The organism is Bordetella sp. 2513F2 (assembly GCF_054642735.1).
The window spans coordinates 112,340-132,025 of the sequence record NZ_CM137755.1 but is presented as its reverse complement, the minus strand read 5'-3'; the positions used below and the strand labels follow the sequence as shown (position 1 = coordinate 132,025).

Annotated in this window: 24 protein-coding genes and 2 tRNA genes; 23 read left to right on the top strand and 3 right to left on the bottom strand. The window is 67.8% G+C overall.

Annotated features, from left to right (window positions below):
• The 7 genes from hisI to ACYBYQ_RS00615 all read left to right on the top strand — a co-directional run bounded on the left by hisI (nucleotide 1) and on the right by ACYBYQ_RS00615 (nucleotide 3,203).
• Nucleotides 1–408 (top strand): phosphoribosyl-AMP cyclohydrolase, encoded by a 408-nt coding sequence (gene hisI, locus ACYBYQ_RS00645; RefSeq protein ID WP_459616444.1) that lies wholly within the window; start codon nucleotides 1–3, stop codon nucleotides 406–408.
• Nucleotides 405–749, top strand: a complete 345-nt coding sequence (locus tag ACYBYQ_RS00640) for a phosphoribosyl-ATP diphosphatase (protein ID WP_459616443.1) — start codon at nucleotides 405–407, stop codon at nucleotides 747–749. The genes hisI and ACYBYQ_RS00640 overlap by 4 nt, the downstream gene beginning before the upstream one ends.
• 6 nt (nucleotides 750–755) lie before the next feature.
• The gene (locus ACYBYQ_RS00635; RefSeq protein WP_459616442.1) at nucleotides 756–1,124 is read left to right on the top strand and encodes a histidine triad nucleotide-binding protein; all 369 of its coding nucleotides are present in this window, start codon (nucleotides 756–758) and stop codon (nucleotides 1,122–1,124) included.
• Between the two features lie 18 nt (nucleotides 1,125–1,142).
• Nucleotides 1,143–1,370, top strand: a complete 228-nt coding sequence (gene tatA / locus ACYBYQ_RS00630) for a Sec-independent protein translocase subunit TatA (RefSeq protein ID WP_459616441.1) — start codon at nucleotides 1,143–1,145, stop codon at nucleotides 1,368–1,370.
• A gap of 71 nt (nucleotides 1,371–1,441) precedes the next feature.
• Complete coding sequence (gene tatB, locus ACYBYQ_RS00625) at nucleotides 1,442–1,912, top strand: Sec-independent protein translocase protein TatB (protein WP_459616440.1); 471 nt, start codon at nucleotides 1,442–1,444, stop codon at nucleotides 1,910–1,912.
• Nucleotides 1,909–2,700, top strand: coding sequence for a twin-arginine translocase subunit TatC (gene tatC, locus ACYBYQ_RS00620; protein ID WP_459616439.1), 792 nt, complete (start codon nucleotides 1,909–1,911; stop codon nucleotides 2,698–2,700). Before tatB ends, tatC begins: the two co-directional genes overlap by 4 nt.
• A 101-nt stretch (nucleotides 2,701–2,801) precedes the next feature.
• Entirely contained in the window at nucleotides 2,802–3,203 is a 402-nt protein-coding gene (locus ACYBYQ_RS00615; RefSeq protein ID WP_459616438.1) for a helix-turn-helix domain-containing protein, read from the top strand.
• Here ACYBYQ_RS00615 and ACYBYQ_RS00610 read toward each other — a convergent pair.
• Nucleotides 3,200–4,354, bottom strand: coding sequence for a trypsin-like peptidase domain-containing protein (locus ACYBYQ_RS00610; RefSeq protein ID WP_459616437.1), 1,155 nt, complete (start codon nucleotides 4,352–4,354; stop codon nucleotides 3,200–3,202). The two genes, ACYBYQ_RS00615 and ACYBYQ_RS00610, sit on opposite strands and share 4 nt — an antisense overlap.
• Before the next feature lie 19 nt (nucleotides 4,355–4,373).
• Here ACYBYQ_RS00610 and ACYBYQ_RS00605 point away from each other — a divergent pair, with 19 nt between their 5' ends.
• Entirely contained in the window at nucleotides 4,374–5,147 is a 774-nt protein-coding gene (locus ACYBYQ_RS00605; protein ID WP_459616436.1) for a Nif3-like dinuclear metal center hexameric protein, read from the top strand.
• 11 nt (nucleotides 5,148–5,158) lie between these two features.
• Here the strand turns inward: ACYBYQ_RS00605 and mscL are convergent, their stop codons facing one another.
• Nucleotides 5,159–5,611 carry a large conductance mechanosensitive channel protein MscL gene (gene mscL, locus ACYBYQ_RS00600; RefSeq protein WP_459616435.1) on the bottom strand — a complete coding sequence of 151 codons (453 nt, stop codon included), beginning with the start codon at nucleotides 5,609–5,611 and terminating at the stop codon, nucleotides 5,159–5,161.
• Between the two features lie 146 nt (nucleotides 5,612–5,757).
• Here mscL and petA point away from each other — a divergent pair, with 146 nt between their 5' ends.
• The 7 genes from petA (at nucleotide 5,758) to ACYBYQ_RS00565 (ending at nucleotide 10,492) form a co-directional block, all read left to right on the top strand.
• Nucleotides 5,758–6,399, top strand: a complete 642-nt coding sequence (gene petA / locus ACYBYQ_RS00595) for a ubiquinol-cytochrome c reductase iron-sulfur subunit (protein WP_459616434.1) — start codon at nucleotides 5,758–5,760, stop codon at nucleotides 6,397–6,399.
• A gap of 60 nt (nucleotides 6,400–6,459) precedes the next feature.
• Nucleotides 6,460–7,848 carry a cytochrome b gene (locus ACYBYQ_RS00590; protein ID WP_459616432.1) on the top strand — a complete coding sequence of 463 codons (1,389 nt, stop codon included), beginning with the start codon at nucleotides 6,460–6,462 and terminating at the stop codon, nucleotides 7,846–7,848.
• Between the two features lie 23 nt (nucleotides 7,849–7,871).
• Nucleotides 7,872–8,717 (top strand): cytochrome c1, encoded by an 846-nt coding sequence (locus ACYBYQ_RS00585; protein WP_459616431.1) that lies wholly within the window; start codon nucleotides 7,872–7,874, stop codon nucleotides 8,715–8,717.
• A 156-nt stretch (nucleotides 8,718–8,873) separates the two neighbouring features.
• Nucleotides 8,874–9,485 carry a glutathione S-transferase N-terminal domain-containing protein gene (locus tag ACYBYQ_RS00580; RefSeq protein ID WP_459616430.1) on the top strand — a complete coding sequence of 204 codons (612 nt, stop codon included), beginning with the start codon at nucleotides 8,874–8,876 and terminating at the stop codon, nucleotides 9,483–9,485.
• 2 nt (nucleotides 9,486–9,487) lie between these two features.
• Complete coding sequence (locus ACYBYQ_RS00575) at nucleotides 9,488–9,919, top strand: ClpXP protease specificity-enhancing factor (RefSeq protein WP_459616429.1); 432 nt, start codon at nucleotides 9,488–9,490, stop codon at nucleotides 9,917–9,919.
• 149 nt (nucleotides 9,920–10,068) lie between these two features.
• Nucleotides 10,069–10,144: transfer RNA gene (locus ACYBYQ_RS00570), tRNA-Thr, on the top strand.
• Nucleotides 10,145–10,249: 105 nt separating this feature from the next.
• A complete protein-coding gene (locus ACYBYQ_RS00565; RefSeq protein WP_459616428.1) occupies nucleotides 10,250–10,492 on the top strand; it encodes a hypothetical protein in 243 nt (80 codons plus the stop codon).
• Between the two features lie 14 nt (nucleotides 10,493–10,506).
• Here ACYBYQ_RS00565 and ACYBYQ_RS00560 read toward each other — a convergent pair whose 3' ends face one another.
• Nucleotides 10,507–11,904, bottom strand: coding sequence for a GGDEF domain-containing protein (locus ACYBYQ_RS00560; protein WP_459616427.1), 1,398 nt, complete (start codon nucleotides 11,902–11,904; stop codon nucleotides 10,507–10,509).
• Between the two features lie 232 nt (nucleotides 11,905–12,136).
• On the opposite strand from ACYBYQ_RS00560, the gene ACYBYQ_RS00555 reads away from it, so the two are divergent.
• The 8 genes from ACYBYQ_RS00555 (at nucleotide 12,137) to ACYBYQ_RS00520 (ending at nucleotide 19,521) form a co-directional block, all read left to right on the top strand.
• A tRNA-Asn gene (locus tag ACYBYQ_RS00555) sits at nucleotides 12,137–12,212 on the top strand.
• A gap of 303 nt (nucleotides 12,213–12,515) precedes the next feature.
• Complete coding sequence (gene phnD / locus ACYBYQ_RS00550; protein WP_459616426.1) at nucleotides 12,516–13,490, top strand: phosphate/phosphite/phosphonate ABC transporter substrate-binding protein; 975 nt, start codon at nucleotides 12,516–12,518, stop codon at nucleotides 13,488–13,490.
• Nucleotides 13,487–14,356 carry a phosphonate ABC transporter ATP-binding protein gene (gene phnC, locus ACYBYQ_RS00545; RefSeq protein WP_459616425.1) on the top strand — a complete coding sequence of 290 codons (870 nt, stop codon included), beginning with the start codon at nucleotides 13,487–13,489 and terminating at the stop codon, nucleotides 14,354–14,356. The genes phnD and phnC overlap by 4 nt, the downstream gene beginning before the upstream one ends.
• Nucleotides 14,357–14,359: 3 nt before the next feature.
• The gene (gene phnE / locus ACYBYQ_RS00540; RefSeq protein WP_459616424.1) at nucleotides 14,360–15,166 is read left to right on the top strand and encodes a phosphonate ABC transporter, permease protein PhnE; all 807 of its coding nucleotides are present in this window, start codon (nucleotides 14,360–14,362) and stop codon (nucleotides 15,164–15,166) included.
• Entirely contained in the window at nucleotides 15,163–15,963 is an 801-nt protein-coding gene (phnE, locus tag ACYBYQ_RS00535; protein WP_459616423.1) for a phosphonate ABC transporter, permease protein PhnE, read from the top strand. The genes phnE (ACYBYQ_RS00540) and phnE (ACYBYQ_RS00535) overlap by 4 nt, the downstream gene beginning before the upstream one ends.
• 385 nt (nucleotides 15,964–16,348) lie before the next feature.
• The gene (locus ACYBYQ_RS00530; protein WP_459616422.1) at nucleotides 16,349–16,744 is read left to right on the top strand and encodes a YkvA family protein; all 396 of its coding nucleotides are present in this window, start codon (nucleotides 16,349–16,351) and stop codon (nucleotides 16,742–16,744) included.
• A 1-nt stretch (nucleotide 16,745) separates the two neighbouring features.
• Complete coding sequence (locus tag ACYBYQ_RS00525) at nucleotides 16,746–18,146, top strand: DUF2868 domain-containing protein (protein ID WP_459616421.1); 1,401 nt, start codon at nucleotides 16,746–16,748, stop codon at nucleotides 18,144–18,146.
• The gene (locus ACYBYQ_RS00520) at nucleotides 18,139–19,521 is read left to right on the top strand and encodes a GTPase/DUF3482 domain-containing protein (protein WP_459616420.1); all 1,383 of its coding nucleotides are present in this window, start codon (nucleotides 18,139–18,141) and stop codon (nucleotides 19,519–19,521) included. Before ACYBYQ_RS00525 ends, ACYBYQ_RS00520 begins: the two co-directional genes overlap by 8 nt.
• Nucleotides 19,522–19,686: the final 165 nt, after the last annotated feature.

Sequence of the window (19,686 nt, the reverse complement as noted above, 5' to 3'; positions counted from 1 at the left end):
ATGACGAATCTCTCTCCCGCCTGGCTCGACGAAGTCGTCTTCGACGACCACGGCCTGATCCCGGCCATCGCCCAGGATGCCGCCGACGGCCGCATCCTGATGGTGGCCTGGATGAACCGCGAGTCGCTCGCCGAGACGGCCGCCACCGGCCGCGCCGTGTACTGGTCGCGTTCGCGCAAGCGCCTGTGGCGCAAGGGCGAGGAATCCGGCCACGTGCAGCACGTGCAAGAGCTGCGCCTCGACTGCGACGGCGACGTGGTGCTGCTCAAGGTCGACCAGGTGGGTGGCATCGCCTGCCACACCGGCCGCGCCAGCTGCTTCTACCGCCGCCTCGAGGGCACTGCCGACAGCGCCGCCTGGCAAACCGTGGACCCGGTGCTGAAAGACCCGGAGCACATCTACAAATGAGCCACGCCGCCTCCGCCGACCTGCTGGCACGCCTGGCCGACACCCTGGCCACGCGGCGCCCCGACCAGGGAGGCGACCCCCAGACCTCCTACGTCGCCAAGCTTCTGGCCAAGGGCCCCGACGCCTTTCTCAAGAAGATCGGCGAAGAGGCCACCGAGCTGGTGATGGCCGCCAAGGACGGCAAGCCCGACCGCATCGTGGCCGAAACCGCCGACCTGTGGTTTCATTGTCTGGTCATGCTGACCCACTACAATCTGCGGCCCCAGGACGTGCTGGACGAGCTGGCGCGCCGCGAGGGTCTTTCCGGATTGGAGGAAAAAGCGCGGCGCCCTGCCGTCTGAACCGTCATGAGCGACAACTGTATCTTCTGCAAGATCGTCCGCGGCGACATTCCCGCGCGCAAGGTGTACGAGGACGACGAATTCATCGCTTTCCACGACATCAATCCCGCCGCGCCCGTGCACCTGCTGCTCATCCCCCGCCGGCACCTGGCATCGCTGCAGGACGTCACGCCCGACGACGCGGGCTGGTTGGGTAGAATGGTGACGTTGGCGGCCCGTCTGGCCGAGGAAAACGGCTGCCGGCCCGGCCCCGAGGGCGGGTTCCGGCTCGTGGCCAATTCCGGCGCCGATGGCGGCCAGGAAGTCCCGCACCTGCATTTCCACATTATTGGCGGTCCGCGTCCCTGGCATGGCCGCGTGGCCCCCGCCGCCTAAATTTCACGGAGAATTTCCATGGGTAGCTTCAGCATCTGGCATTGGTTGATCGTCCTGGTCATCGTTGCCCTGATTTTCGGTACCAAGAAACTGCGCAATATCGGCACCGACCTCGGCGGCGCCGTCAAGGGCTTCAAGGACGGCATGAAGGAAGCCAATGGCGACAAGCCCGCCGACCAGGTCACCACCAACCGCTCCTCCGACGACACCATCGACGTGCAGGCCAAGGAAAAGACCAATTCCTGAGCCCGCGCGGCCCTCTTCCCGGCCGGACGCAGGTCCGGCCGTTCCCGCTTCCCTTTCCATCGGCTGGTCGCATGTTTGACGTGAGCTTCACCGAACTGATGATCATCGGCGTCGTTGCGCTGGTGGTGATCGGTCCCGAACGGCTGCCCAAGGTGGCGCGCACGGTCGGCCACCTCCTGGGCCGGGCCCAGCGCTATGTCAACGACGTCAAGTCCGACATCCGGCGCGAGATCGAACTCGACGAGCTGCGCAAGTTCAAGGAGGAAATGGACGCGGCTGCCAGCGAAGTGCAGACCTCGCTGCGCGACACCGAACAGACCGTGCGCAGCGCCGGCCAGTCGCTGCGCGCCGACCTCGACGCCACTGCCGGGGAAGCCCGCGCAGCCGTGACCGGCTCGCCCGGCCAGGCTCCCGGCGCCGTCGCCGCTCCTGACGGCGCCGCCTCCGATGCCGCCGCGCCCGCGAACCCGCCCGAGGCCCCGGCCTCGCCCGCGGCCACGCAGGCTCCTCCCCCCGCCCCGACCACCGGTAAAACAACGTGAGCCAGGAACCCCTCAACGACACCGAGGACCAGCAGGACAGCTTCATCTCGCACCTGGTCGAGCTGCGCACCCGCCTGCTGCGCGCCGCCGGCGCGATGCTGGCGGTGTTCATCGTGCTGTTCCTGTATCCCGGCGCCTCGGCCATCTACGACGTGCTCGCCCAGCCCATGCTGGCCTCGCTGCCGCAGGGCACGCGCATGATCGCCACCGGCGTCATCACGCCGTTCATGGTGCCGGTCAAGGTCACCATGATGGCCGCCTTCGTGATCGCGCTGCCCGTGGTGCTCTACCAGGCCTGGGCCTTCGTGGCGCCGGGCCTGTACAAGCACGAGAAGCGCCTGGCGCTGCCGCTGATTCTCTCCAGCACCCTGCTGTTCCTGCTGGGCATGGCGTTCTGTTATTTCTTCGTGTTCCGCACGGTCTTCCATTTCATCGCCACGTTCGCGCCGCAGTCGATCACGCCCGCCCCCGACATCGAGGCGTACCTGAGCTTCGTGCTGACGATGTTCCTGGCCTTCGGCATCACCTTCGAGGTGCCGGTGGCCGTGGTGCTGCTGGTGCGCACCGGCATCGTGGAGCTGGACAAGCTGCGGGCCGCACGCGGCTACGTGGTGGTCGGGGCCTTCGTCGTTGCGGCCGTGGTCACGCCGCCCGACGTCGTGAGCCAGTTCATGCTGGCCGTGCCGCTGTGCCTGCTGTACGAAGTCGGCCTGCTGTGCGCGCGCCTCATCACGCCCAAGGGCGGCCGCAGCGAAGAAGAAGGCGCGCTCACCGAACGACAGCCGTAAGAGCCATAAGAGCCATAAGGGCCCATAAGGCCCCATAAGGCCCGTTCAAACGGGACGCTTTCACCCTTGTAGGGCCATGTCGGCGCCGGTACATTGCGGGCATGACGCTCGCGAACCGCCTGCGCGCCCAGATGCGATGGCGCGGCATCAAAAGCCAGAACCAGCTGGCCCGCATATCCGGCGTGCCGCAGTCCAGCATCCACCGCATCCTCGCCCGCGGCGATGCCTATTCCCCCACCTGGCATACCATCCAGCGCCTGGCCCGGGCGCTCGGCACCACCACGGCCTGGCTGCTCGACGGCGAACCGGGCCCAGCCGCCACCGCGCACGCATTGCCCGAGTCCGGGTCGCCTCCGCTCTCCGCCGACGGCTATGATGCCGAGCTGCAGGCCGCGCTGGCGCGCCTGCCTGCCGATGCGCGGCGCAAGATCGTGGCGGTGCTGAGGCTCATCGCCGACGGCGCGGCCGTGCCGCGCCAGCCGCGCCCCGGGCAGAGGCCCTAGCGCGGCCGCGCCGGACGCGTCCCCACCGTCACACGCACCTGGGCAGGCTTGCCGCCACGCAGCACGTGCAGCGTCACCACCTCGCCCGGCGGCAGCGCCGCGATCAGCGCCAGCATGGCAGTGGTGTCGCTGATCGGCGTATCGTCCACGCGCTGCACGATATCGCCGACCCGCAGTCCGGCCCGCCCCGCCGGGCCGCCGCGCATCACGCCGGCGATCACCACGCCGCGGATATCGCGCGGCAGGCCGAAGGCGCGTGCCAGTTCGGGCGTGACGTCCTGCGGCTCGATGCCCAGCCAGCCGCGCTTCACGGTGCCGGTGCGGATGATCTCGTCCATCACGCGCCGGGCCGAGTCGATGGGAATGGCGAAGCCGATGCCCAGCGAGCCGCCCGTCTCGGAGTAGATTGCGGTATTGATGCCCACCAGCCGTCCCTGGGCGTCGACCAGCGCGCCGCCGGAATTGCCCGGGTTGATGGCGGCATCCGTCTGGATGAAGTTCTCATAGGTGTTGATGCCCAGGCCGTTGCGCCCCAGCGCCGACACAATGCCCTGGGTGGTGGTCTGGCCCACGCCGAAGGGATTGCCGATGGCCAGCACCACGTCGCCCACGCGCGGCGCGCCATCGGCCAGTTCGGCCGCGCGCAACGGCCCCAGGTCGTCACGCAGCCTGAGCACCGCAAGATCGGTCTCGGGGTCTGCCCCCACCACCTTGGCCACGCTGCGGCGCCCGTCGGAAAGCGCCACCTCGATGGCGTCGGCGGCCTCGACCACGTGGTAGTTGGTGAGCACGTAGCCATCGGTGCTCACGATCACGCCCGAACCCAGGCTGGAAGCGGCCTGGCGCCGGCTCATGCCCGGCATCTGGCCGAACAGCTGCCGCAGCATGGGGTCATCGGGCAGCGGAATCAAGGGCACGTCGATGTGCTTGGTGGTATAGACATTGACCACCCAGGGCACGGCGCGTGCCACGGCGTCCGCATAGGAAGAAGCGCCCCCTGGCGCAGCGGGCGCCTGCGGCGGCGCCGGCGCGATGGCAGCGGGCGGGCTGGCGCCGCGCTGCAGCCAGTCGGGGCGCAGCGTGGTCACGACGAATAAAATTGCCAGGCTGACCGTAACGGCCTGGGCGAATATCAGCCAAAGGCGGCGCATGATTTCTACAAGGCAAGCTATGACGACGATCGACACCCGCGAGCTCACCGACTGGCTGGACGGCACGCTGCAGGCGGCGCGGTTCAAGGACTACTGCCCCAATGGATTGCAGGTGGAGGGCCGGGCACGCACAGGCCACATTATCACCGGGGTCACCGCATCCGAGGCGCTGCTGCGCGCGGCCATCGAGCGCGGCGCGGACACGGTGCTGGTGCACCACGGCTGGTTCTGGCGCAACGAAGACCCCCGCGTACGCGGCCCGCGGCGCACGCGCCTCGCTCTGGCCCTGGCGCACGAACTGAACCTGTACGCCTACCACCTGCCGCTGGATGCCCATCCCCGGCTCGGCAACAACGCACAGCTGGCGCGCGTGCTGGGCCTGGAGCCCGCGTGGCGCGACGGCCAGCCCTGTACCTGCGGGCCCGACGGCCTGGTGTGGCTCGGCACTGCCCCCGGCCTGCACACCCTGGGCCAGCTGGCTGACCGGATCGCGCAGCGGCTGGGCCGCACGCCGCTGGTGGTGGGCGACCCGGACCTGCCGCTAAGCCGGGTGGCCTGGTGCACCGGCGCAGCCCAGGGCATGCTGGCCGATGCCATCGACGCCGGCGCGCAGGCCTACATCACGGGCGAGGCCTCGGAGCCCACGGTGCACCTGGCCCGGGAAACCAACACCGGCTTCATCGGCGCCGGCCACCATGCCACCGAGCGCTATGGGGTGCGCGCGCTGGGCGAGGCGGTGGCGGCGCATTTCGGCATACGCGTGGAGTTCGTCGACGTCGACAACCCGGTGTAGCCGGCTTCTCCCTACTTGCGCAGCAGGTCGCGGATCTCGCGCAGCAGCGCCACGTCCTCGGGCGGGGGCGCGGGCTCGGCAGGAGCGGGTTCGGCTTCCTGCTTGCGGCGCGCGGAATTCACCGCCTTGACCATCCAGAAGATGATGAAGGCCAGCAGCACGAAATTGATGAGCACGGTGATGAAGCTGCCCCAGGCCAGCACGTTGGCGCCCGCCTTGGTGAGGTCGGCATACGTCATGGGGCCGGTGTAGCCTTCGGGCATCGACAGCACCAGGAACTTGTTGGTGAAGTCGACCGAACCGCCTACCAGGAAATTGACGATGGGCATGACGAGGTCGTTGACGATCGAGGTGACGATCTTGCCGAACGCCGCGCCGATGATCACGCCGACCGCGAGGTCAATGACGTTGCCCTTGACCGCGAATTCGCGGAATTCCTGCAGGAATCCTTTCCCTTTGCTCATGCGTGCTCCTCGAGAAGTCTCGCCCTGGATTAGGCAAGCGTTATAATACGCGGTTGCTGTGTTGTACAAATCTCCACGAAACCGATGCGGCAAGCCTGATAACACTTCTTAACAATCAACAGGCGCATCACAAAGGAAGGGAAGAGATGAGTCAGGACACGTTGGTGCATGACGACGATGGCGCAGTAGATCCCCATTTGCCGCCCGACCCCTCGCGGCGCTTCTGGGTAACGACGGCCTGTGCGGCCGGAGGCGTCGCCGGGATCGCCACTGCAGTTCCCTTCGTCAGCACGTTCGCCCCGTCCGAGCGGGCCCGTGCCGCCGGAGCCCCCGTCGAGGTCGACATCGCCGACCTGGCGCCCGGCCAGATGCGCACCGTCGAGTGGCGCGGCAAGCCCGTCTGGATCCTCCGCCGCACCGAGGAACAGCTCGCCGGCATCAAGGCCCAGGATCCCCTGGTGGCCGATCCCCAGTCCGAACGCCCTGGCTTCACGCCCGAATACGCGAAGAACGAATACCGGTCCCGCAAGCCCGATATCTTCGTGTGCGTCGGCATCTGTACCCATCTGGGCTGCTCGCCCACGCCGCATCTCGAAACAGGCAGCGCAGCGGGCATGCCGGCCAACTGGCAGGGCGGCTTCCTGTGCCCCTGCCACGGCTCCACGTTCGACATGGCCGGCCGCGTCTACCGCAACAAGCCCGCGCCCGACAACCTCGAAGTCCCCCCCTACCAATACCTGAACGACAACCGCATCATCGTCGGTGTGGACGAGGACAACAAGGCGTAGCGTCAGGCGCCGCCTCTACCGACCTCAAGCACAACGCCACGTATAAAAAAGGAGCCGTACATGGCTGGCGAGAAAACTGTCGAGACAACAGGACTGCTGGGCTGGCTGGACCGGCGCTTTCCGGTGACCTCCACCTGGAAAGCGCACCTGTCGGAGTACTACGCCCCGAAGAACTTCAACTTCTGGTATTTCTTCGGATCCCTGGCGCTGCTGGTGCTGGTGATCCAGATCCTCACCGGCATCTTCCTGGTGATGCACTACAAGCCCGATGCCCAGCGGGCATTCGAGTCGGTCGAGTACATCATGCGCGAGGTGCCCTGGGGCTGGCTGGTGCGCTACATGCACTCCACCGGCGCCTCGATGTTCTTCGTGGTGGTCTACCTGCACATGCTGCGCGGGCTGTTCTACGGCTCGTACCGCAAGCCGCGCGAACTGGTCTGGATCTTCGGCGTGGCCATCTTCCTCTGCCTGATGGCCGAGGCGTTCTTCGGCTACCTGCTGCCGTGGGGCCAGATGTCCTATTGGGGCGCGCAGGTCATCGTCAACCTGTTCTCGGCCATCCCCTTCATCGGGCCCGAGCTCTCGGTGTGGATCCGCGGCGACTACGTCGTATCCGACGCCACGCTCAACCGCTTCTTCTCGTTCCACGTCATCGCCATCCCGCTGGTCCTCATCGGGCTGGTGGCCGCACACCTGGTGGCGCTGCACGAGGTGGGCTCGAACAACCCCGACGGCGTCGAGATCAAGGATGGGCCCAAAGACCGCTACGGCCGCCCCGCGGACGGCATTCCGTTCCATCCGTACTACACGGTGCACGACATCATGGGCGTGGCGGGCTTCCTCATCGTGTTCGCCGCCATCGTGTTCTTCGCCCCCGAAATGGGCGGCTATTTCCTGGAGTACAACAACTTCATCCCGGCCGATGCGCTCAAGACGCCTCCGCACATCGCCCCGGTGTGGTACTTCACGCCGTTCTATTCCATGCTGCGCGCCACCACCGACGAGTTCACCTGGGTGCTGGCGGGCGCCTGCGTGCTGGGCGCCATCGCCCTGTTCCTCAAGGGCGGCCTCAGGGGCCTGCTGCGCATCGTGGTGCCGGCCATCCTGATCGTCGTGGCCATCCTGCTGCGCAGCATCGACGCCAAGTTCTGGGGCGTGGTGGCCATGGGCGGCGCCGTGGTGATCCTGTTCTTCCTTCCCTGGCTCGACCACTCCCCGGTCAAGTCCATCCGCTACCGCCCCACGTGGCACAAGGTGCTCTACGGCATTTTCATCGTCAACTTCCTGGTGCTGGGCTATCTGGGCACGCAACCGCCCAGCGATGCGTTCAATCTCACCTCGCAGATAGGCACGCTGATCTACCTGGGCTTCTTCTTCCTGATGCCCGTCTGGAGCCGCCTCGGCAGCTTCAAGCCGGTGCCCGATCGCGTCACCTATCACGCCCACTGAGCCTACCACTGACCGGAACGACCATGATGAAGAAACTGATCGGTGCCGTAGCATTGCTGCTCTCGTGTACCGCCGTGCAGGCCGCCGAGAGCGGTTATCCGCTGGACGAGGCCCCGCATCGCATCAACGACCTGGCCGCGCTGCAGAACGGCGCCAAGCTGTTCGTCAACCACTGCCTGAACTGCCACAGCGCCAACGCGATGCGCTACAACAAGCTGGCGGAGATCGGCCTCACCGACGACCAGATCCGCGACCACCTGCTGTTCACCGGCGAGAAGGTCGGCGACATGATGCACATCGCCATGAAACCCGCCGATGCCAAGCGCTGGTTCGGCACCACGCCGCCCGACCTGTCGGTGATCGCCCGGGCCAAGTCGATCAACGCCGGACCGTCCGGCGCCGACTACATTTATACTTATCTCCGTACGTTCTACCGCGACACGAGCAAGGCCACCGGCTGGAACAACCTGGTTTTCCCCAACGTGGGCATGCCGCACGTGCTCTGGGAACAGCAGGGGCCGCGCGAACTCACCACGGTGGCCCTGCACGAGGTCGAGAAAGACGGCGCCAAAAGCTGGGAACGCGTCACCACCACCTACGACGCCCAGGGCTACGCCACCGTCCAGACCGAACCCGTGGCCAACTACCATGGGCACGGCAGCGTCGAGCACCGCTTCAAGGCCCTGGCGCCGGCCCAGGCTGCCGCCTACGACCGCGACATGGCCGACCTGACCGCCTTCATGTCCTGGATGGCCGAGCCGGTGCAGCAGTTCCGCCAGCAGCTGGGGGTGTGGGTGCTGCTGTTCCTGGGGCTGTTCCTCTTCGTGGCCTGGCGCCTCAACGCCGCCTACTGGAAGCACGTACGCTAGGAGCCTGAGGCTCCTGGGTTAACATCCGGCCGGGGCCAGTTTGCCTCCCGCCGGTCCACGCGGCGGGTTCCGCCCCGCCGCCAGCCTGGAATTCCGGGCCAGCGCCGCGCTAGACTAGCGGCGCTGGCCTTTCGCTTTTCATAAGGACATATCGCCATGATGGTGCTCTACTCCGGAACCACGTGCCCCTTTTCGCAACGCTGCCGCTTCGTGCTTTTCGAAAAGGGCATGGATTTCGAGATCCGGGACATCGACCTGTACAACAAGCCCGAGGACATCTCGGTCATGAACCCCTATGGCCAGGTGCCCATCCTGGTTGAGCGCGACCTGGTGCTGTACGAGTCGAACATCATCAACGAGTACATCGACGAGCGCTTCCCGCATCCGCAGCTGATGCCGGCAGACCCGGTCATGCGCGCGCGCACCCGCCTGTTCCTGTACAACTTCGAGAAAGAGCTGTTCGTCCACGTCTCCACCCTCGAAGACCGCTCGGCCAAGCCCGACGACAAGCAGATGGTGGCCGCGCGCCAGAGCATCCGCGACCGCCTGGCCCAGCTGGCCCCGCTGCTGCTCAAGAACAAGTACATGCTGGGCGACGAGTTCTCCATGCTCGACGTCGCCGTCGCGCCGCTGCTGTGGCGCCTCGACCACTACGGCATCGAACTGCCCAAGAACGCCGCGCCGATCCAGAAGTACGCCGAGCGCATCTTCTCGCGCCCCGCCTACATCGAGGCGCTCACGCCGTCCGAAAAAGTCATGCGCCGCTGACCATGGGTGAGACCTCGACCAAACCCTACCTGATCCGTGCCCTGCACGAGTGGTGCACCGACAACGGCTACACGCCCTACATCACGGTGCAGGTGGACGAGCACACCCTCGTGCCGCCGGCGCACGTGCGCGACGGCCAGATCACGCTCAACGTGGGCACTCTTGCCACCAACAAGCTCACGCTGGGCAACGAGTTCATCGAGTTCCAGGCGCGCTTCAACGGCGTCACCGAGAACGTGGTGGTGCCCGTGGGTGCGGTCAGCGCCATCTATGCGCGCGAGACCGGCGCCGGCATGGGATTCGAGGTGCAACCCTATGAACCGCCGGCCCGCGAAGCCGACGCCGCCCCGGAAGCGCCAGCGCCCTCCGACACGGACACCCCGCCCGATGACGGCGGAGAGCCCAAGCGGCCACGCCTGACCATCGTCAAATAGGCCACGCGCCTGTGCGGCCCGTGGCCCGCCGGGATCCGGCCGGGCATGGGCCGCGCCTGCACCGTGCCCGGAACCGCTTGGCCGGCCGCAAGACGTCCGTACGGACTTTCTTTACAATGCAGTCCCCGGCGAAAACGCCCGGGCGGATCGCCGGTGTAGCTCAGTTGGTAGAGCAGCTCACTTGTAATGAGAAGGTCGAGGGTTCGATTCCTTTCACCGGCACCAGTCCACCCTCCCAGCCAGCGCACGCAACGTGCCGGCACGGCACTCCTGGCCGCAGGAGCTTGCTATAACCATGGCTGTGGCACTTGTGCAGACCCTGGGAAAAAAATGTCCATCAGAACGCTGAGCCGCTGTGGTGCGGCGCTGTTTCTTGCCGCCCTTGCTTCCGGCTGCTCTTCCGGCCCGAGCTCAGGCGGCGTCGGCCGGCTCTTCAACGAATGCACGTGGAACCGCAGCGGCTGCATGTACGAGGGCCCCTATGAGCCCGACGAGGAAGACTATGCCGAAGAGGAAGCGGCGCGCCTGAACCGGGCCGAGTCCCAGCGGCTGCGCCGCAGGTTCGGCGGCTAAGGGCCCGGCCAGCCTCAACCCTGGGCCATGCGGTCGCGGCCGGCACGCTTCGCGTCGTAGAGCGCGCCGTCCGCGCGCCGCAGCAGGTCCGAGGCATCCTCATCGTCGTCGGCAAGGCGGGCTACGCCCGCACTGGCCGACAGCACCAGCGTGGCTTCTCCCACCGGCAGCGGCGTGTCGCGCAGGGTGGTGCGCAGGCGGTCCCACAGCACGCGCGCGCCGGCCTCGTCGGCTTCCGGCAGCAGCACCACGAATTCCTCGCCGCCGAGGCGGCCCACCACGTCGGTATCGCGCACGCAGCGGCGCACGCATTCGCAGAAGTGGCGCAGCGCCGCGTCGCCGACATGATGGCCGTAGTTGTCGTTGATCTGCTTGAAGAGGTCCAGGTCGATCATCATGGCCGCGAGCCGCCCGAGGCTGCCCTCGCGCACGCGCCGCACCATGTCGTCGAGGCGGTTGAGGACTTCGCCCCGGTTCCAGCAGCCGGTCAGGCTGTCCACCCGCGCAAGCCGCTGCAGCGCGGCCTCCGCCTGCCGGCGCGCGGTGACGTCGAACCCGATGTTGACGGCCATGCCGTCTGGCAGCAGCACGTTGGCCCACATGATCGACAGGGCGGTGCCGTCGCGCGCGACCAGGCTGCGCTCGTGGAATGCCGGCACCGGCGAGGCCCGCACATTGTCGCGTGCCGCCTGCCTGGCGGCGGGGTCGGGGTAGAACAGCGCCAGCGGATCGTCGTGCCGGTTGAGTTCGGGGAGGGTCCAGCCGAAGGTGCGCTCGCACTCCTCGTTCCAGAGCAGCAGCTTGCCGTCAGCGCCGTAGGCGTTGATCAGGACCGGCGCCTTGTGGAACAGGAACTCGTACTGCGCCACGGCGGCCTGCGCCTGCGCCAGGCGGCGCTCGAGTTCCTCGGTCCGGATCAGGGCGTGGCTGGCATGCGCTCCGAGTATGCGCAGCGCATCGGCGTGGACTTCGCCGGTGCCCACGCCATGCCGGAACACGAAAGTGACCTGGCCGACCACGCCAGCCGTGCCCCGCAGGGCAGTGCTGGCGCACGCCACGGCGCCGAATGCGTCGAACCACGGGATTTCTGCCCAGCGCTGCGCCGCGCCCTCGGGGCAGAGCACGTCCAGGCCGGCAGCCAGGCCGGCCTGCAGCGCCGCGGCGGCCTGCGCAACCTGCTCCGGCGGGATTGCCTCGCATGCCCGCAGCGCGCTCACGGCCATCGTTCCATCCGGTGCCTTCAAGGCGACCCAGGCACAGTCTGCACCGATGTCGAGGACCGCGCACTCGACGAGGTCCTGGAAGAAGGCGGGATGCGCAGGGGCCTGCAGCAGACGGCTGATCGCAGCCAGTATCCGCCCCGCTGGCGGCTGGTCCCGGCGCGGCGATACGTTCGGCAAGGAATCCTGCATCGCATCGCCCATATATCGATTTGCCGGAAAGATCCGGCGTGGTTATGCACGGCAAGTCTGGCTGTCAGACCTGGCGCGGTGTGACGAAAAGTATAGCCAGACTACATTCGACACAAAGTCAATAACGGCAAACCCTGTTGCGGCATCGGGGTTTGCTGTGCCTGCCTGCCACCTCCCGCACTCCTCCTGCACGCGGGGAAATTTTCGTGCATAATCACGGCCCTCTACCCGTTCCCCGATAGCTCAGTCGGTAGAGCGACGGACTGTTAATCCGCAGGTCGCTGGTTCGAGCCCAGCTCGGGGAGCCACCTTCTTTTCTGCGCTGCGGCGCCCAGCCCAGCAGATCCTGTCCGCAGGCTTGGCCATTGATGATGAAGCCTGGCGGCGGAAAGGCAGCGTCCATCACCCGCACGTCTTCTGCCTGAAGGACGATACTGGCAGCGCCGGCAGTTTCGCACCTGTGCCCGGGCGACACGGCCATTGGGAATGGCGATGACGTCGCCATCGCCGCCCTGCGCCAGGGACCGGCCTGCGCGAGGCCGGCGCCCTGCGTCATAGCACTGTCATGCTGCAGTCGCAAAATTTTCCCGTTACGATGGACGGGGGGCGACATGCTCAAGAAACTGTTTGGTTTTGCCCTGATCGGGCTGGCTTCTTCGCTGGGGGCTGCCGCCCATGCGCAAACGTGCACGCCGGGCGAACTCGACAAGAAGTTCTGCGACGCCGACGGCGACATGGTGGCCGATGCGCCCACCGACCCCAAGCAGTGGATTGACCCCGATACGCTGATCTTTGCCTACACCCCGGTAGAAGACCCCGAGGTGTATCGCGGCGTATGGCAGGAATTCCTGGATCACTTGGCCAAGGTCACGGACAAGCGGGTGCAGTTTTTCCCCGTGCAGTCGAATGCGGCGCAGCTCGAAGCCATGCGCGCGGGCCGCCTGCACGTGGCGGGATTCAATACCGGTAGCAACCCGCTGGCGGTCAACTGCGCCGGCTTCGTACCCTTTGCCATGATGGCCGACAAGAAAGGCGTCTACGGCTACGAGATGGAGATCATCGTGCCGGCCGACAGCCCGGTCCAGAAGGTCGAAGACCTCAAGGGCAAGACCATTGCCTTCACCTCGCAGACCTCCAACTCGGGCTACAAGGCGCCTTCGGCCCTCCTGGCCAGCGCCTATGGCATGCAGGCGGGGAAAGACTTCAAGGCCGCCTTCTCGGGCAAGCACGACAATTCCATCATCGGCGTGGCCAACAAGGACTACGACGGTGCGGCCGTGGCCAATTCGGTGCTGAACCGCATGGTGGCCCGCAATGCGGTCGACGGCTCGAAGATACGCACCATCTACAAGTCGCAGTCCTTCCCGACCACGGGCTACGGCTACGTGTACAACCTGAAGCCCGAACTGGCCGCCAAGGTCAAGGAAGCCTTCTTCTCGTTCAACTGGGAAGGCTCGGCCCTGCTGAAGGAATTCGGCAAGTCGCAGCCGCCGCAGGAAGCCTTCATTCCCATCACGTACAAAGAACACTGGGCCGTCGTGCGCGACATCGACAAGGCCATGAACATCTCCTACACCTGCAAATGACCGCCGAGCGCCCCGCAGCCCGGGATGCCGACTCCATCTTGCTGTCGCTGCGCGGCCTGGCCAAACGCTACCCCACTGGTGACCTGGCCCTGGACCACGTCGACCTGGACCTGCCACCGGGCCAGGTACTGGCCCTGATCGGACCGTCGGGCGCCGGCAAGAGCACGCTGATACGCTGCATCAACCGCCTGGTGGAGCCTTCGTCGGGCGACGTGCTGCTGCAGGGGCGCAGCCTGCCCGCGCTGGGCACGCGCGCGCTGCGCCATGCACGCCGGCAACTGGGCATGATCTTCCAGGAATACGCACTGATAGAACGCCTGACGGTCATGGAGAACGTGCTGTCGGGCCGGCTGGGCTACGTCAGTTTCTGGCGCAGCTGGGCCCGGCGCTATCCGGCGGCCGACGTCGGGCGGGCATTTCACTTGCTGGAGCGCGTGGGGCTGACGGGTTTCGAGAACAAGCGGGCCGACGCGCTCTCGGGCGGGCAGCGCCAGCGCGTGGGTATTGCCCGCGCGCTGATGCAAGACCCCTTGCTGCTGCTGGTGGACGAGCCCACCGCCAGCCTGGACCCCAAGACCTCGCGCCAGATCATGCGGCTAGTGTGCGAGATCTGCCGCGAACGCGGCCTGTCGGCGATCATCAATATCCACGACGTGGGCCTGGCCACGCAGTTCGCGGACCGCATCGTGGGGCTGCGCAAGGGGCAGCTCGTCTATGACGGTTCGCCCGCCGGATTGGATTCGGCAGTCCTGACCGCCATCTACGGCGAGGAAGACTGGAATACCAGCGGCGCGATCCAGCAGGGTGCCCAGGCCCGGCAGGACGCAGGCGACATGTCGTTCGACGGCGCTGCCGCGGCGGCCTGAACCATGAGCGACGCAAGATTCCGCGCGGTTTCCTGGCGCCGGCCCGGCCTCGTGCGCTCGCCCGTGCTGCGGGGACTGCTCTGGGCAGCCGCGCTGGCCTATCTGTACGCGGCGCTGTATTCGATATCGGTGGACTGGCAGCGCGTTTCCGAAGGCCTGGTACGCGGCTGGCGTTTCGTTGCGGCGTTCGCCGAACCCAATTTCACGGACCGCTGGCGCGAGATCAGCGAGGGCCTGCTGGAAAGCCTGGCCATGACCATCACCTCCACTGTGCTCGGCGTGGCACTGAGCATTCCGTTCGGGTTAGGCGCCGCCCGCAATATCAGTCCGACGCCGGTGTACCTGGCGTGCCGGGGTTTCATCGCCGTGTCCCGGGCGTTTCCGGAGCTCATTATTGCGGTGCTGCTGGTCAAGATGTTCGGCTTCGGACCACTGGCCGGCATGCTGACGCTGGTCATCGCCACCATGGGCTTCCTGGGCAAGCTGCTCGCCGAGGAAATCGAGACCGCCGACCGCGCCCAGCTCGAAGCCGTGCGCGCCACCGGCGCGTCCTGGCCGCAATGGGTCGTCTATGCCGTGCAGCCGCAGGTCATGCCCCGGCTGATCGGCCTGTCCATGTACCGGCTGGACATCAATTTCCGCGAAGCCGCCATCATCGGCATCGTGGGCGCGGGCGGCATAGGCGCCACGCTGAACACCGCCTTCGACCGGTACGAGTTCGATACAGCCGCCGCCATATTGCTGCTGATCATCACCATCGTCATGGCCTGCGAGTATGTCTCGGGCTACGTGCGGCGGAGGTTCCTGTGAGCGCGGGCCCCGTCTGGCGCCGGCATCCGCCCGGCACGCAGCGCTGGGCCTTCCTGGGCTGGATGGCTGGCGCGCTGCTGTTCGGCGCGGGCTGGAAGCTCATCAGCGACACGACGATATGGGCCTTCGTAAGCGACGCCCCGGCCGCAGGCTGGGACCTGGTCTCACGCATGTGGCCGCCGCGCTGGCAATATCTCGGCGACCTGGCCCAGCCCTTGTGGGACACCTTGAACATCGCCACCCTGGGCACCGTGCTGGGCGCCGCCGTCGCCATTCCGGTGGGCTTCCTGGCGGCGCACAACACCACGCCAAGCCGCTGGCTGGTACGGCCCCTGGCGCTGGGCATCATCGTCGCGTCGCGCTCCATCAATTCGCTGATCTGGGCCATGCTGCTGGTGACCGTGGTGGGGCCCGGCGTGCTGGCCGGCATCATCGCCATCGCCCTGCGCTCCATAGGCTTCATCGGCAAGCTGCTGTACGAGGCCATAGAGGAAATCGACCGCAAGCAGGTCGAGGCCATCGTCGCCACCGGGGCCTCCCCGCCGCAGGTACTGGCTTACGCGGTCGTGCCGCAAGTCATGCCGGCGCTGGTGGGCACCGCTGTGTACCGCTGGGACATCAACATCCGCGAGTCCACCGTGCTTGGCATCGTCGGCGCGGGCGGCATCGGCTTGCCCCTGGCCGCCTCGGTCGACACGCTGGCGTGGCCCCAGGTCACGGTGATCTTCGCCGCGATCCTGGTCACGGTGTTCGTGGCGGAGTGGGTGTCGAACAAGGTACGGCGGCTGATTATCTGAACTGAAACGGCTGCCTCGGCGCGGACGTCGAGCGTTATGCTGTCTACAGGACAACCGATCCCGAGGAAGACGGACACGGATCACGGTAGTCCGCGCCACATCCATGGCGTGCTTCCCCTCTGCCTGCTGCTCGGTGGCCATCCCGGATGAACGCGTTCGTGCCGTGCCTCTGGTCCACTTCGAAGTCGGCGTGGAGGTCGCCGGTCAGCGGGTACCAGGGTATGTGTTCCCAGCCCATCTTCGCCTTGAGGCGCCGAAGGTCGTCCGGCCGCGGGAGGGTGCCCGGGCCTGTCCACATGGGCTCCCCCCGGCCCGCAGAGCCCCCGTGGGCCGCGCGCCGCGGCGACTACAATAGGGTGTCACTTCCGTCATCGGAAACCGCCCTATGCCGCTCGCAACGCCTACCCCAGAACAAGGCCATGAACAGGCCTATTCCGAGCCCCGCTTCTGGCGCAAGGTCTCGCGCCACGCTTCCAGCGCGGGCCGCGAGGTCCTGGAAAAAGCGCTGTGGCTCTACTACGGCGTGAAGGACCCGGCCACGCCCAAATGGGCCCGCCGGGTCATCTACGGCGCCCTGGGCTACTTCATCCTGCCGCTCGACGCGCTGCCCGACCTGGCGCCCCTGGTGGGCTACACGGACGACCTCGGCGTACTCGCTGCGGCCCTTGCCGCCGTGGCATTCACGCTCAGCGACGACGTCAAGGCGAAGTCGCGCAACAGGCTGGCCCGCTGGTTCCCCGACGCGTCCGGCGCGCCGGACGCCAGGCCCGACGCCGGCTGACATGGCGCCACCGCTGGCGGATGCCGCCGCCGCACACTGGCTGGCCGAAGCGTTGCGGTTGCGCGAGGAGCACTGGGGCCCGCTCGAAGACGCCGCTGCGGTGCGCGAAGCGCGCCAGGCCGGAGGAACCCTGAGCGAGCGCATCCTGGTGCGCGCACGGCTGCTGGGCCGCCGCGAGGGGCTGGACACGCTCATCGAGCGCTGGCGCCAGGGTGCGGCACTCACTTTCGCGCTGCTGATCCTGGCTTCCGTATTGGCAGGCACCGCCACGGCACTGGGCGCGCTGGGCAACGGCGCGCGGCCGGTGAACGTGCTGTGGGCCCTGGGCGCGCTGCTGGGCCTGCATGCGCTCACTTTCCTCGGCTGGCTGGCCAGCTTTGCGCTCGGCGCGCGCCATGCCACGGGCCTGGGGCGGCTCTGGCTATGGGCCACCCGCAAGCTGGCGCGCGGGCCCGATGCCGCGCTCGTTCCCCAGGCCCTGCTCAACCTGCTGGCGCGTGCCGGCGCGCTGCGCTGGCTCTTCGGCACGGTGAGCCACCTGCTGTGGCTCGCTGCACTATGCGCAGCCCTCGCCACCCTGCTGGTCGTGCTGTCCACGGCCAGCTACCGCTTCGTGTGGGCCACCACGCTGCTGCAGCCCGATGCCTTCGTGCGGCTGACGTCGGCCCTGGGCTGGCTGCCTTCGCTGGTCGGTTTCACGACGCCGGATGACGCGGTGGTGCGGGCCAGCGGCGATGCCGCAAGCCTGCCTGCCCAGGCGCAGGTGCAGTGGTCCGTCTGGCTGCTGGGCCTGGTGGTGGTCTACGGCGTGCTGCCGCGGCTGGCGGCGGGCCTGTATTGCCTGCTGCGCACGGGGCGCGCGCTGCGCGGACTGCGCATCGACCCCGCGCTGCCCGGCTACGCCACGCTGCACGACCGCCTGCAACCGCCGGCCCGGACCCTCGGCGCCGACGGCGCGCCCGGCCCCGAGGCGGCGACACCCGTATCGGCCACGCGCATGCTGCCCGACCTGGGCGAGCGGCCCGTGCTGGCGGCGCTCGAGCTGCCGGCCGACCTGCCATGGCCTCCCGCGCCGCTGCCCGCCGGCGCCGTGGACGCCGGCAATCTCGATACCCGCGAAACCCGTCATGCGCTGCTCGACGCGCTGACGCGCACGCCCGCGCCCCGCCTGCTGCTGGCCTGCGACGCCAGCCAGACGCCGGACCGCGGATCCCTGGCGCTGATCGCCGAACTTTCGCAGCTGGCCGCACAGACGCGCGTCTGGCTGCATGGCGCTGGCGCAGGAGACGGCGACCGCAGCCCGCTGTGGCGCCAGCGCCTGCAGGCAGCCGGACTGCCCGCCGAGGCGATCGTGCGCGATGCCGACCAGCCCCTGCGCTGGCTGGAGAGGCAGCATGGCTGAGACTGTCCTGAAGATCGCGGTGGTGGGGCATACCAACACGGGCAAGACCTCGCTGCTGCGCACGCTGACGCGCGATCCGTCCTTCGGCGAGGTTGCCGACAGCCCCGGCACCACCCGCCATGTGGAAGGCACCAGGCTGACTGCGGGCACCGACGCGGCAATCGAGTGGTACGACACGCCGGGCATGGAAGACGGCATCGCGTTGCTGGAGTACCTCGAACGGATGGATGCGCCGGGCGAACGGCTCGACGGCCCGGCCCGCATACAGCGCCTGCTGGACTCGCCCGAGGCGCACGGACGCTTCGAGCAGGAAGCCCGCGTGCTGACGCGCATGTTGCGCTGCGACGCCGCGCTGTACGTCATCGATGCGCGCGATCCCGTACTGGGCAAGCATCGCGACGAACTGGCCGTACTGGCCGCCTGCGGCCGGCCCCTGCTTCCCGTGCTCAACTTCGTGCAGGCGCCCGCGCACCGCGCCCAGGCCTGGCGCGAAGCCATGTCGCGGCTGGGCCTGCATGCCGTGCTGGAGTTCGATACCGTCGCGCCGCCGCTGGACGGCGAACGGCAACTCTACGACCGGCTGGCCGTGCTCCTCGATGCGCATGCGCCCATGCTGCAGCGCCTGGCGCAGGCGCTGGCGCAGCAGCGCGAAGCGCGCCGCGCGGCGGCATACCGCCTGGCGGCCGACCTGCTGATCGACGTGGCCGCGCTGCGGCTTGCCAGCCCGAGCGACGATGCCACCCTGGAACTCACCGCGGCCACGCTGCGCGATCGCGTGCGCCAGCGCGAACAGGCCTGCGTCCAGGCCTTGCTTGCGCTGTACAACTTCCGCCGCGACGACTACGACGCCGACGAGCTGCCCCTCGAGGGCGAGCGCTTCGGCATGGATCTCTTCCATCCGCAGGCCCTGAAGGACATGGGCATACAGGTGGGCATGGGCGCGGCCGCGGGCGCCATGGCCGGCGCAGCGGTGGACCTCCTCAGCGCCGGGCTGAGCCTGGGAACGGGCATGCTGATCGGTGCGGCGGCCGGCGGCCTCTGGCAGGGCGTGGAACGCTTCGGCAAGCGGGTCGCGGGCAAGCTGCGCGGCTACCGCGAACTCAGCGTGGATGATCCCGTGCTGCGCCTGCTGGCCATGCGCCAGCGCCAGCTCATCCAGGCGCTGGAGCGCCGTGGCCACGCGGCGCGCGCCCCCCTGCACCTGGACCGGCCGGCCGATGCCGCATGGCGCAGCGGACCGCTGCCCGATGCGCTGGCGGAGGCCCGCAGCCGCCCGGAATGGTCGGCACTGGGCGAACGCCACGAAGACGACGAGCGGCGCAAGCAGCGCGTGGCCGCATTGGCCGTCGACCTTGCGCGTGTCGCCGCGAAATGAGCCGCGCAACCGGGTGATAACCCCAATCCAAAACGATTGACGCTTAAACGACTGGCTCTATAAGATGCACTGCACTGGCGCGGGGCCTGCCGTGCCTCCGCATCATCGGAAGGTCGGTTCATCGTGATTCCCCACTTCAGCACCGCATTCCCCCGCCGCCCGATG